Source organism: Caballeronia sp. Sq4a, from assembly GCF_023170545.1.
Classification (GTDB): Bacteria; Pseudomonadota; Gammaproteobacteria; order Burkholderiales; family Burkholderiaceae; genus Caballeronia.
The window spans coordinates 2,829,141-2,841,676 of sequence record NZ_CP084250.1 but is presented as its reverse complement, the minus strand read 5'-3'; the positions used below and the strand labels follow the sequence as shown (position 1 = coordinate 2,841,676).

The 12,536-nt window shown below is 64.3% G+C and carries 11 protein-coding genes and 1 pseudogene; 8 read left to right on the top strand and 4 right to left on the bottom strand.

Features of this window, described 5'->3' with window-relative positions; translation table 11 throughout:
• Window positions 1-100: 100 nt before the first annotated feature.
• From LDZ24_RS13525 to LDZ24_RS13515, 3 genes are all read left to right on the top strand, one after another.
• The gene (locus tag LDZ24_RS13525; protein WP_248320762.1) at window positions 101-829 is read left to right on the top strand and encodes a glutamine amidotransferase; all 729 of its coding nucleotides are present in this window, start codon (window positions 101-103) and stop codon (window positions 827-829) included.
• A gap of 70 nt (window positions 830-899) precedes the next feature.
• On the top strand, window positions 900-2,012 hold the full coding sequence (locus LDZ24_RS13520) for an NADH:flavin oxidoreductase/NADH oxidase (RefSeq protein ID WP_206467267.1): 1,113 nt from the start codon (window positions 900-902) through the stop codon (window positions 2,010-2,012).
• Window positions 2,013-2,153: 141 nt separating this feature from the next.
• Window positions 2,154-2,630 carry an SET domain-containing protein gene (locus LDZ24_RS13515; protein ID WP_248320761.1) on the top strand — a complete coding sequence of 159 codons (477 nt, stop codon included), beginning with the start codon at window positions 2,154-2,156 and terminating at the stop codon, window positions 2,628-2,630.
• A 14-nt stretch (window positions 2,631-2,644) separates the two neighbouring features.
• Here the strand turns inward: LDZ24_RS13515 and LDZ24_RS13510 are convergent, their stop codons facing one another.
• Together LDZ24_RS13510 and LDZ24_RS13505 are read right to left on the bottom strand one after the other, a co-directional pair.
• Window positions 2,645-4,171, bottom strand: a complete 1,527-nt coding sequence (locus tag LDZ24_RS13510; protein WP_248320760.1) for a sensor histidine kinase — start codon at window positions 4,169-4,171, stop codon at window positions 2,645-2,647.
• A 29-nt stretch (window positions 4,172-4,200) separates the two neighbouring features.
• Window positions 4,201-4,887, bottom strand: a complete 687-nt coding sequence (locus LDZ24_RS13505) for a response regulator transcription factor (RefSeq protein ID WP_035962098.1) — start codon at window positions 4,885-4,887, stop codon at window positions 4,201-4,203.
• Window positions 4,888-5,500: 613 nt separating this feature from the next.
• Between LDZ24_RS13505 and LDZ24_RS13500 the strand changes: the two genes are divergently transcribed.
• Window positions 5,501-5,986, top strand: coding sequence for an Lrp/AsnC family transcriptional regulator (locus LDZ24_RS13500; RefSeq protein WP_175938702.1), 486 nt, complete (start codon window positions 5,501-5,503; stop codon window positions 5,984-5,986).
• Here LDZ24_RS13500 and LDZ24_RS13495 read toward each other — a convergent pair.
• Both LDZ24_RS13495 and LDZ24_RS13490 read right to left on the bottom strand, forming a co-directional pair.
• Window positions 5,962-6,498, bottom strand: a pseudogene (locus LDZ24_RS13495) (class IV adenylate cyclase). The gene LDZ24_RS13500 and the pseudogene LDZ24_RS13495 sit on opposite strands and share 25 nt — an antisense overlap.
• Before the next feature lie 72 nt (window positions 6,499-6,570).
• Window positions 6,571-7,473 (bottom strand): LysR family transcriptional regulator, encoded by a 903-nt coding sequence (locus LDZ24_RS13490; RefSeq protein ID WP_248320759.1) that lies wholly within the window; start codon window positions 7,471-7,473, stop codon window positions 6,571-6,573.
• Window positions 7,474-7,631: 158 nt separating this feature from the next.
• Between LDZ24_RS13490 and LDZ24_RS13485 the strand changes: the two genes are divergently transcribed.
• The 4 genes from LDZ24_RS13485 to LDZ24_RS13470 all read left to right on the top strand — a co-directional run bounded on the left by LDZ24_RS13485 (window position 7,632) and on the right by LDZ24_RS13470 (window position 12,459).
• A complete protein-coding gene (locus LDZ24_RS13485; protein WP_248320758.1) occupies window positions 7,632-9,308 on the top strand; it encodes a GMC family oxidoreductase in 1,677 nt (558 codons plus the stop codon).
• 300 nt (window positions 9,309-9,608) lie between these two features.
• Window positions 9,609-10,388, top strand: a complete 780-nt coding sequence (locus LDZ24_RS13480; protein ID WP_175938694.1) for an ABC transporter ATP-binding protein — start codon at window positions 9,609-9,611, stop codon at window positions 10,386-10,388.
• On the top strand, window positions 10,385-11,146 hold the full coding sequence (locus LDZ24_RS13475) for an ABC transporter ATP-binding protein (RefSeq protein ID WP_248320757.1): 762 nt from the start codon (window positions 10,385-10,387) through the stop codon (window positions 11,144-11,146). The genes LDZ24_RS13480 and LDZ24_RS13475 overlap by 4 nt, the downstream gene beginning before the upstream one ends.
• Before the next feature lie 92 nt (window positions 11,147-11,238).
• A complete protein-coding gene (locus LDZ24_RS13470; RefSeq protein ID WP_248320756.1) occupies window positions 11,239-12,459 on the top strand; it encodes an ABC transporter substrate-binding protein in 1,221 nt (406 codons plus the stop codon).
• The last annotated feature ends 77 nt before the right edge of the window (window positions 12,460-12,536 follow it).

Sequence of the window (12,536 nt, the reverse complement as noted above, 5' to 3'; positions counted from 1 at the left end):
GCCAGTCGGTTAGACTGTGCCCGTCGCGCCTCGCCGCGAGGCGCGGCTCGTCATGTAGAGACGTTCCGAGCCACGCACGCCGATCCACGGAAAGCCGCCGATGAAACCTGAAGTCCTGGCCATTCGCCACGTTCATTTCGAAGACCTCGGCAGTCTGGAACTCGTCGTCGGCGACCGTGGCCACCTCGTGCGCTATCTCGATGTCGGGCGCGGGCGCATCGGCGCGCCGAATCCGCTCGATCCTTCGTTGCTCGTCGTGCTCGGCGGGCCTATCGGCGCGTATGAAGACGCGCAGTATCCGCATCTCGCTCCGCTTTTGTCGATGCTCGAAAAGCGCATCGCCGCGGGGCTTCCCACCATCGGCATCTGTCTCGGCTCGCAACTGATCGCGCGGGCGCTCGGCGCGCGCGTCTATTCATCGAATGATCTCGAACTCGGCTGGTCGCCGCTCACGCTGACCGACGCCGGGCGCGCTTCGCCGTTGCGTCATCTCGAAGCGGACGGTCACGCGGTGCCCGTATTCCACTGGCACGGCGATACATTCGATCTTCCCGACGGCGCGACGCTGCTCGCGTCCACCGAGCGATGCGCGCATCAGGCGTTCTCCTGGGGCGACCATGTGCTCGCGCTCCAATGTCACGCCGAAGTGCTCGCGGACCGCTTTGAGAACTGGCTCGTCACCTATCCGGGCGATCTCGCCCGCAGCGGCACGACCGCCGGCGCCTTGCGCGAAGCCACCGCGCAGCACGGTCCCGCGCTGGAACGCGCCGCCCGCGCGATGTTCGGCGAATGGCTCGACCGCTTTCCGGTCGACGCGCATCGAGACTGAGCCCGGCGCTGCACGAACAAAACGCAGGTGCTATTCTCGTTCGCTTCTTTCTTCGCGACGGGCTTCACACATGAGCGCGCTGTTCACTCCGGCCACGCTGCGCAGTCTGCAGTTGCCGAATCGCATTGTCGTTTCGCCGATGTGCCAGTACTCCGCCGAGCGCGGCGAAGCCACGGCGTGGCACATGATCCATCTCGGCCATCTGGCGCTCTCCGGCGCGGGCATGCTGTGCATCGAGGCGACGGCCGTGGAGCCCGACGGACGCATCACGCCGGGCGATCTCGGCCTCTGGGACGACGCGACCGAAGCGGCATTGCGTCCCGTGCTCGCCGCCATTCGCCAGCATTCGAAGATCGCGGTGACGATGCAGCTCGCGCACGCAGGCCGCAAGGCATCGAGCCAGAAGCCGTGGGAAGGCGGCCAACTCGTTTCCGTCGCGGATGGCGGCTGGATGACGCATGCGCCGTCCGCCATTGCTCACAAGCCGGGCGAAACACCGCCGCTCGCGCTGGACACCGCCGGCTTGCTGCGCGTGAAGGAAGCGTTTGCCGCGTCGGCGCGGCGTGCGGCACGGCTCGGCATCGACGCGCTCGAAGTTCACGCGGCGCACGGCTATCTGCTGCACCAGTTCCTGTCCCCGCTCGCCAATCAGCGCACGGACGAGTACGGCGGCTCGCGCGAGAACCGCATGCGCTATCCGCTCGAAATCTTCGATGCCGTGCGCGCCGCGTTTCCCGCCGACAAGCCGGTCGGCGTGCGCGTCTCGGCGACGGATTGGGTCGAAGGCGGATGGGATATCGAAGACACCATCGCGTTTGCCGCGCAACTGAAAGAGCGCGGTGTCGACTGGATCGACGTCTCCTCGGGCGGCGTATCGCCGCAACAGAAGATTCCGCTCGAGCCGGGCTATCAGGTTCCGTTCGCCAAGGCCGTGAAGGAAGCGACCGGCGTGAATACCATCGCCGTCGGTCTCATCACGGATGCGAAGCACGCGGAAGAGATCGTCGCGAGCGGGCAGGCCGATTTCGTCGCGATGGCGCGCGCCATGCTCTACGATCCGCGTTGGCCGTGGCACGCGGCGGCCGAACTAGGCGCGACCGTCAGCGCGCCGCCGCAGTACTGGCGCTCGCAGCCGCGCGAGCAGAAGCATCTGTTCGGCGACATCTCGTTCGGACAGCGTTGATGCCAAGCGGTTGAGATCGAAGCGCGCGGGAGTGTACGATACCGTGCTGACGGTCGAACGCGGCGCCTTCGAGGCCACCGCGTTTTTTTATTGCCACAGGCCAAAGCGCCCCACATAGATTCGATATTGAAGGACCATTCGATGAGTTCACGGAGGATCACCGTTCGCCGCTCGGGCGTGCATGGCAAGGGCGTGTTCGCCGCGAAGCCCATCGCGGCCGGCGAAGAGGTGATGGAGTACAAGGGCGAGCGCATTTCGTGGAAAGAGGCGCTGCGCCGGCATCCGCATAACCCGGACGAGCCGAACCACACGTTCTACTTCGCGCTGGAAGACGGGCGCGTGATAGACGGCAAGATCGACGGCAACAGCGCCAAGTACATCAACCATTCCTGCGCGCCGAATTGCGAGGCCGAAGAGATCGAAGGGCGTGTGTTCATTCGCGCGCTGCGCGATATCGAGCCGGATGAAGAGCTCAATTACGACTACGGGCTCGTGATCGAAGGGCGCATCACCAAGAAGCTCAAGAAGGAATACGAGTGCCGCTGCGGCGCGAAGAAGTGTCGTGGAACGATGCTCGCGCTGAAGCCGGAAAAGAAGTCGAAGAAAGAAAAGAAGTAAGCGGACCGCGCCGCCTAGTGCCGCGTGGAATCCGTCGCCGAAGCATGCGCTTTGACCGGCAGACGCACGATGAACCGCGCGCCGCCTTCCGGCGCATCCTCGTAATGCACGCTGCCGCCGTGCAGCGCGACGATGTCGTGCACGATGGCAAGCCCGAGGCCCGCGCCGCCTTCCACGCTTTGTCCGTCGCCACGGAAAAATCGCTTGAAGAGATCCGGCTGCTGGTCGCCCGGCACGCCCGGACCGTTGTCCTCGATCACCACTTCGCCGAAGCGCGCGCCGGTCGCGTCGCGCCATTCGCCGACCGTCAGCGTGATGCGCGCGCCGTCATAGCGTGAAGGCGGCACGTACTTGAGCGCGTTGTCGATCAAATTGGCGATCACTTCCCGCGCCAGCACGACATTGCCGCGCACGACGATCGGATGTTCGTTCTCGGGATCATCCGTGCGTTGAAAGCCGAGATCGACGCCGGCTGAAAGCGCCCGCGGCACCCATTCCGCGCCGGTTTCGAACGCCAGCGCGGCGAGATCGAAATCTGCGAAGCGCGCCGCCTGTTCGCCCGGTTCGGCGCGTGCCAGCGACAACAACTGATTCGACAGCCGCACGGCACGGTCCGCCGACGCGCGAAGTTCCTTCACCGCTTCGACTGCCTTCGCGGGATCGCGTGAACTGAGCGCCTGCTCTGCGTGCAGCTTCACGGCCGTCAGCGGCGTGCGCAACTGATGCGCGGCATCCGCGATGAACTTGCGCTGCGCATCCAGCGCCGCCTGCAAACGCACGAGCAGCGCGTTCATGGCGCTCGTGAGCGGACGGACTTCGCTCGGCACGTGCGATTCGTCGACCGGTTCAAGCGAGATGTGCGTCTGGCGATTGAGCGCGTCGGCCAGATCGGTGAGCGGGTTCAGCTGCTGGTTCACGACGCGCCACACGATCACCCAGCCGGCGAGCAGCAACAACAGCAGCGGCATCATGATCGCGACGAGAAACTCAACCGCGATGCGATACCGCGACCCCACGCGCTGCGCCACTTCGACGACGATCGGATTGCCGCGCGGTTGCGGCACGCGAACCTGCGCGGCGCGCACGCTGGTGCCCTGATAGTGCGTCTCGAAGACGTAGGCGTAGTGAATGCGCCGCACGGAAGTGCCCGTGAGCGGCAAGTCGGAATCGCCGGCGATTTCCTGATCGCCCGTGCTGATGCGATAGACGAGCTGCTCGATGGGATCGGAGAACATTGCCTGCGCGAGCGGCGGCACGGTGACGGGCGCATCGACGCCGGCAAGCTGGATCTGCTTGGAGATGGCCGTGGCGAGATCCGCGAGCGAGCGGTCCACCACATGCTGCGTGTACTGCCACGCGAGCCAGTACGCCATGAGCCCGCTCATCAGCGCGAGCAGGGACAGCGGCGCGGCGAGGCGGCGCAGCAGCGTGCGCCGCAGGCTCGGAGGCGCGGCAGGGTGAGCGGGCTTCGATCGCGCCAGATCGAGCCAGTCTTCGCGGGCGAAACGCTGATCGCCCGCGCGCCGGGTAGGAAGTCGCAAAGCGTTCTAGGGCAGAAGCGGCCGGTTCCTCACGCCGCCTGCCGGATCTCCTGAAGCAGATAGCCGAAACCGCGCACCGTGACGATTTCCACGCGCGTGTTCTCGAGCTTCTTGCGTACGCGATGCACATAGACTTCGATCGCGGTGTCGCCGAGATCGCCGCCGAAGTGCGTCAGATGATCCTGCAACTGCGCTTTGCTGACCACGCGGCCATGACGCAGCAGCAACATTTCGAGCACCGCGAATTCGCGCGGCGAGAGTTCGAGCGGGCGCTCGTCGTTGAAGATGCGGCGATCCACGCCCGAAAGCCGCAAGCCGCCGAGCGTCACTTCGGGGCGCGGCACGTCGCCGTGCGGTCCGCTGCGGCGCATCACTGCGCGAATGCGGGCTTCGAGTTCCTGCGGCTCGAACGGCTTGAGCATGTAGTCGTCGGCGCCGCTGTTCAGCCCCTGCACGCGGTCGTGCAGTTCGTCGCGTGCGGTGAGGATGATGACCGGCGTGTGCCGGTTGCCCTGCCGAAAGCGCGAGAGCAGCGTCATGCCGTCGATGCCGGGCAGGCCCAGATCGAGAATGACGAGCTCGTGGCGGTTTTGCGCGAGCGCCTGCTCGGCAAAGATGCCGTCGTGAACCATGTCGACGGTGAAGCCGGATTGCTCCAGGCTGCTTTGAATGCCGCGCGCAATAGGGCGGTCGTCTTCAATCAGAAGGATTCGCATGAAGTCGCTCAGTACAATTGGGTTGCGCTCGAGCCGGGCGCCCAGGCCGGTGATTGACGACGCGGCGGCGCAGGTTCGAGCCGGATCAAAACCGTTACCTCTTATGCGGCGCCGCCGACGCCTCGTTCGCGCGAGCGGCTTTACACCGAATGCCTGTCCCTGGACGTGGCTGTCTGCCACTCGGCGCACCGTCGAGCCGAATCTTCGTGGATGCGGCCGCTTGCCGTCTCTCAGCGGCACTGCGCTGTCCGTGGTGCGCTGCTGATTGTACAGCTTCAATATCGCGAGCCTCGTTGACGGTGGAACGCCCGTGGGCCGCGGAGTTGAACAAGTTTACGCCTACTTGAAAATTCGCCTACATGAATGAAAGATAGGCTCCGCAGCGGCTTACGGTCTTTCTTTTTTTGCCTTGCATAGCGCGTGACACGGGGCGCGGACGGCATTGGATGCCTTTCGGCAATGTCATGGTTGGTAATACGCTCGTTACCTTGTTGGCTACCGTAAGCCGATATTCAGGTCGTGCGCGACGGGCGCGCTTCCCGCGTGGTTATGGCGGTTTCCCACGGCCGATGCGCTAAAGTCGCATCTTCTCCCGTCTTCGCGCGCGCCCGCCATGCTGGAACTGGACCATTTCGACCTCGCCCTGCTGGACGTCCTGCAACGCTTCGGGCGCGCGACGCATCAGCAGCTCGGCGAGCAGGTGCCGCTGTCGCCGTCGCAGATCGGACGGCGCTTGCAGCGGCTAGAAGCCATCGGCGTGATCGAAGGCTACCGCGTGATGTTGCGGCCCGAGAAGCTCGGCCTCGGCGTGACCGCGTTCACCAGCCTGAAGCTGAAGCATCACAGCGATTCGGTGATCGAGCAGTTCCAGCAGGAAATCGACACGCTGCCCGAAGTGCTCGAATGCCACGCGACGGTCGGCGATGCGGATTATCTGTTGCGCATCGTCGCGCCGGATCTGAACGCGCTTTCCGGCTTCGTCATGAAGAAGCTGATGCGCGTGCCGGGCGTCGACAGCGTGCGCTCGAACATCGTGCTCACGACGTTCAAGCGCAACGGCCCGCTGCCGCTCGCTCACCTCGCGGCGGACGCGTCCTGACCGGCGTTCAGCAGATCGACATACGCGACCGGCACGAGATCCGCCGCGCCCACGCCGAGGCGCTCGAACATGGCGTGTGCTTCCGCTTCGCCGCCGGCTTCGTCGTCGTCCTGGCCGAGCAGCACTTCCAGTTCGACGAAATCGCCGAGGCCGTCCACGCGATCCAGATGAATGCGCGTGCGCCCGACGAGAAACACATGCCGCTCTTTCGAAACGATGCCGCGCGTGGTGAGCGCCTGCGCGAGCAGCGCGTGCATGGCTTCGGGATTCGTCACGGGGCTGCGCGAGTAGTACGAGACTTTGGGGCCGTCGCGGTCGTCGCGCTGATAGAAGATGAGTTCGGACGGCGTGCCGTCGTCGAACTGGCGCAGCTTCAGGCGGCCGGTCGGCACGTCGTAAAAAAAGTCCTGTTGCCGGAACACGAGCGGCGCATCCGTGGCGAGCGCGGCAGCGCGTTACCGCAGTTGGTCGAATTGATGCGCGCGTGCCTTGATTTCGATGTTGCGTGCCATAAACGAGGTCTCCGGTTGTCCTTCGGGTGAGGGCGCAGCAGCGAGACTAGCAAAGAATCCGTGAAGCCTGGGTTACACGGACCACTGGGCATCGATCAGGCGCAGCGCCGCCGCGATGGCCGGTTCCTCGCGACGCTCGGCGAGCGCGACGAACGATAGCTGTGTCGGCACGGTGACGCCTTCGACGATCGTGAGCGCGTGCGCATGCGCCTCCGCCAGCGCGATCGAATCCCGCGCGAGCGACAATCCCACGCCCGATTTCACGAGATCGAGCATCGACGGCTCCTGATCGACCTCCGCGACGATCACCGGCGTCGCGCCCGCCTCGCGGAACACGCGCGACAGCAGCCGGTTATGCGCGGATTCCGGCGGCGTCCAGATCCACGGCAGCTTGGCGAGCGTCGCCCACGCGCGCTTGCCCTTGTTCACGCGGTTGTGCCAGCCGGCCGGCGCCAGCACGCGATACGAGAACGGCGTGAGCCGGACGACATGAAAACGCTCGCCGTCGCGCGAACCGTCTTTTGCCGGATCGCCGATGTAATAGCCGACGTCCAGCTCGCGCGAGCGCACGCGTTCGAGCACCCAGCCCGACATGCCGTGACGCAGCGCCGTTTCGATGCGCGGATGCGCTTCGACCAGTTGCCGCAAAAAGCCGCCGAGCCGCAAGAACTCGGGATCGAGAATAGTCCCGATGCGCAGGGTTCCGCTGACGTCATGCCGCAGCGCAGCGGCCGCGCGCTGTACGTCGGCGGCGGCCGCGAGCGCGCGTTCGGCGTGCGGCAGCAGGGCTTCGCCATCGCGCGTCAACAAGAGACCATGCGACGTCCGCGCGAACAGCACCACGCCCAGCGTCTCCTGCAAGTTCTTGATCTGCAGGCTGACCGCCGGCTGCGTGAGATGCAGTTGCGCCGCGGCGCGCGTGAGGTTGCCTTCACGCGCCACGGTCAGAAAAGCGCGGAGCAGGGTGTAGTCCATCGGCTGATATTAGCGCGTCTTATATCGCTCTTGAACATATCTCATTGGATTGGCGGGCGGCGACCGCAGTACGCTTGACGGCACCGATGTGTCGACACATCGGAAAGGGCGCAGACAAAAGAGACACACAGACGCCCACGCCGAACAGGAGACAAGTCATGAAACAGAACGCCCGCAAGCTCGAAGGCGAATTCGACTACATCATCGTCGGCGCGGGCACGGCCGGATGCGTGCTCGCCAATCGCCTCACCGAAGACCCCGACGTTACCGTGCTGCTGCTCGAAGCGGGCGGCAAGGACGACTATCACTGGATCCACATTCCGGTCGGCTACTTGTACTGCATCGGCAATCCGCGCACGGACTGGCTGTACAAGACGCAAGCCGAACCCGGCCTCAACGGACGCGCGCTCTCGTATCCGCGCGGGCGCGTGCTCGGCGGATGCTCGTCGATCAACGGCATGATCTACATGCGCGGCCAGCGCGAAGACTACGACGAGTGGGCGCACATCACGGGCGATTCCAACTGGTCGTGGGACTCGGTGCTGCCCGTTTTCATGCGCAGCGAGGATCACCACGGCGGGGCCAATCCATGGCACGGCGTGGGCGGCGAATGGCGCGTCGAGAAGCAGCGGCTCAAGTGGAAAATCCTGGAGACGTTCGCGCAAGCCGCGCAGCAAAGCGGCATTCCCGCCACCGACGACTTCAATCGCGGCGACAACACAGGCGTCGGTTATTTCGATGTGAACCAGCGCGGCGGCATTCGCTGGAATGCGGCGAAGGCGTTTCTGCGCGAAGCGATGAAGCGCCCGAACCTGACGACGATCACCGGCGCGCACACGCAACGGCTCGTGTTCGAAGGCACGCGTTGCGTGGGCGTGGAATATCGCGGCGGCGATGTCGAGTACATCGCGAAGGCGCATCGTGAAGTGATATTGAGCGCGGGCGCGGTGAACTCGCCGCAGATACTCGAACTTTCGGGCATCGGCAATGGCGCGCGCTTGCAGCGGCTCGGCATCGACGTGGTGCGCGATTTGCGCGGCGTCGGCGAGAATCTGCAGGATCACTTGCAGTTGCGCATGGCGTACAGGGTCAACGGCGTGCGCACGCTCAACACGCTTTCGGCGCGCTGGTGGGGCAAGCTTTTGATCGGCATGCAGTACGCGTTCATGCGCAGCGGTCCCATGTCGATGGCGCCTTCGCAACTCGGCGTGTTCGCCAAGTCCAATCCCTACGATGCGTCGATCAAGCGGCCCGATGTTCAGTATCACGTGCAGCCGTTGTCGCTCGAACGCTTCGGCGAGCCGCTGCATGCGTTCAATGCTTTTACGGCGTCGGTTTGCAATCTGCGGCCGACATCGCGCGGAAGCATCCATATCACGTCGCCGGATGCGCATACGCCGCCGCTGATCGCGCCGAACTATCTCTCGACCGACCGCGACCGCGAAGTGGCCGCGAACTCGCTGCGTCTCACGCGGCGCATCGTGAGCGCGCCGGCATTGGCGCGCTATGCGCCGCAAGAGATTCTGCCGGGCGTGCAGTATCAAACAGAAGAAGAGCTCGCGAAGGCGGCGGGCGGTATCGGCACGACGATCTTTCATCCGGTCGGCACATGCCGCATGGGCATCGACAACGATCCGGGCGCGGTCGTCGACAGCCGCTTGCGCGTGCTCGGCGTGCAGGGTTTGCGCGTAGTGGATGCATCGGTGATGCCGGTCATCACTTCGGGCAACACCAATTCGCCGACGTTGATGATCGCCGAACGCGCGAGCGACATGATTCGCGAAGACCGGCGGGCGGTGCGGTCGCAAGAAGTCATCGCGGCGGCGCTTGCGTAGCTGCAGGCCGTCGCAGAGCACGCATCATGCCTTGGACGCGTGCAGCGACGGCCCTTCGAGGCTTGCATGAGTCAGTGCAAATCCCTTAGTGCAAATCCCAATGATTGCGCTGCATCATTGGCGCGACAATGGCCCCGGATCACGTGATGCTCGCTGTTTGTCGCGCCTGCTTTCCTGCGGTGCGCAACCGGCTACGAAGCGAAGCGGCATCGTGACGGAGACACCGTCCGGTGCGCGCGACAGAAAAATAAAGCGCAGGCGAACACATCGTTCAGCGCCTCACTTCGCATGGAAGGGGACATGATTCTCGGCGACACCATTCTGGAAACGCGAGGGCTCACGAAAGAATTCAAAGGCTTCACGGCCGTGAATGACGTGAACCTGCGCGTGCGCCGCGGCTCGATCCACGCGCTGATCGGACCGAACGGCGCGGGCAAGACCACTTGCTTCAATCTGCTCACCAAATTTCTGGAACCGACTGCGGGCCAGATCGTCTTCAACGGCACCGACATCACGCGCGAGCGCCCGGCGCATATCGCGCGGCGCGGCATCATCCGCTCGTTTCAGATTTCCGCTGTGTTTCCGCATCTGACCGTGCTGCAGAACGTGCGTATCGGCTTGCAGCGTCAGCTCGGCACGTCGTTCCAGTTCTGGCGCAGCGAACGTTCGCTCGATGCCTTGAACGATCGCGCGATGGACCTGCTCACGCAAGTCGGCCTCACCGATTTCGCGGATGTGAAAACCGTCGAGCTTTCGTACGGCCGCAAGCGCGCGCTCGAAATCGCCACGACGCTTTCGATGGAACCCGAACTCATGCTGCTCGACGAACCGACGCAGGGCATGGGACACGAGGACGTGGATCGCGTGACCGCGCTCATCAAGAAGGTATCGGCGGGACGCACCATTCTCATGGTCGAGCACAACATGAACGTGATTGCCGGCATCTCCGACACCATTACCGTGCTTCAACGCGGCGAAGTGCTCGCAGAAGGCAGCTACGCGGAAGTATCGAAGAATCCGCTCGTGATGGAAGCCTACATGGGCAGCGCCGACGCGGCGCTCACCGGAGCGCACGCATGAGCACGATCGCGGAAGAACGCCGCTCGCTCGAGGCGAACGGCGCGGCGGGGAATGCGCCCGCGCTGGAAATCGAAGGCTTGCAGGCGTGGTACGGGGAATCGCACATTCTGCATGGCGTGGACCTGAAGGTGAATCGCGGCGAAGTGGTCACGCTGCTCGGCCGCAACGGCGCAGGACGCACGACGACGCTTCGCGCCATCATGGGTCTGACCGGGCGGCGCACGGGCTCCATCCGCGTGGGCGGACGCGAGACCATCGGGCTGCCCACGCACAAGATCGCGCATTACGGGGTCGGCTATTGTCCGGAGGAGCGCGGCATCTTTTCGAGCCTGTCGTGCGAGGAGAACCTGCTTCTGCCGCCGCTCATTGGCGATCCGAAGCAGGCGATGTCGCTCGATGAGCTCTATTCCATGTTCCCGAACCTGAACGAGCGGCGCGCGAGCCAGGGCACGCGTCTGTCGGGCGGCGAACAACAGATGCTCGCCGTCGCGCGAATCCTGCGCACGGGCGCGAACCTTCTGCTTCTCGATGAAATCTCCGAAGGCCTCGCGCCCGTCATCGTCCAGACACTCGCGCGCATGATCCTGATGCTCAAGTCGCGCGGCTACACGGTCGTGATGGTCGAGCAGAACTTCCGGTTCGCGGCGCCGCTCGCGGACCGCTTCTATGTGATGGAACACGGGAACATCGTCGAGCATTTCGGCGCGGGGGAACTCGAAGCGAAGATGCCGGTGCTGCACGAACTGCTCGGCGTGTGAAACGCATCGCGCATCGGCCGGCCATCACGGCGACACGACAACACCAGTAACACCAGCAGCGCAGCAACAATCAAAAACTCATGGAGACTGGAATGAAAAAGAAGACCCTCGCGCGCCTCTCTACTCTTTGCTTTGCGGCTGCGGCGGCGAGTGTGACGCTCATGAGCAGCGGCGCGCAGGCTGCCGACGGCAATAGCGTCAAGATCGGTTTCGTCACCGACTTGTCGGGCCTCTATGCCGATATCGACGGACAAGGCGGGCTCGAAGCCATCCGCATGGCGATCGCGGACTTCGGCGGCAAGGTGAACGGCAAGCCGATCGAGCTCGTGTATGCGGACCATCAGAACAAGGCGGATATCGCGGCATCGCGCGCGCGTGAGTGGATCGACCGCGACGGCGTGAACGCGATCATCGGCGGAACGAACTCGGCCACCGCGCTTTCGACGGCGCAAGTCGCGGCGGAAAAGAAGACGCCGTACATCAACATCGGCGCGGGCGCGGACAACCTCACGAACGAACAGTGCTCGCCGTACACCGTGCACTACGCGTACGACACGATGGCGCTCGCCAAGGGCACCGGTTCGGCGGTGACGAAGCAGGGCGGCAAGACGTGGTACTTCCTGACCGCCGACTACGCGTTCGGCAAGGCGCTGGAGAAGAACACGTCGGATGTCGTGAAGGCGAACGGCGGACAGGTGCTCGGCACGGTGCGTCATCCGCTGTCGGCGTCGGACTTCTCGTCGTTCTTGCTACAGGCACAGGGATCGAAGGCGCAAGTCCTGGGTCTGGCGAACGCGGGCGGCGACACGATCAATTCGATCAAGGCCGCGAAGGAATTCGGCATCACCAAGTCGATGAAGATCGCCGCGCTGCTGATCTTCCTCTCGGATATTCACAGCCTGGGACTGGAGACGACGCAAGGTCTCGTCGCGACGGACAGCTGGTACTGGAACAAGGACGACAAGACGCGCGAGTGGGCGAAGCGCTACTTCGCGAAGATGAAGAAAATGCCGACGAGCCTGCAAGCCGCCGACTATTCCGCCGTCACCACGTACCTGAAGGCCGTGCAGGCCGCCGGCACGACGGACAGCGACAAGGTCATGGCGCAGATGAAGAAGGCGAAGATCGACGACTTCTACGCGAAGGGCTACGTTCGCGAGGACGGCGCGATGATTCACGACATGTACCTGATGGAAGTGAAGAAGCCGTCGGAATCGAAGGAACCGTGGGACTACTACAAGATCACGGCCACCATTCCGGGCGATCAGGCGTTCGGCACGAAGGCCGAGTCGCGCTGCGCGGCCTGGAAGTAAGTTTTTCGGCGACTGACGCCGCAAGCGGTCCCGCGCGACTGCTTGCGGCCATGCTTCGATCCAACCCTCGGCAGGTT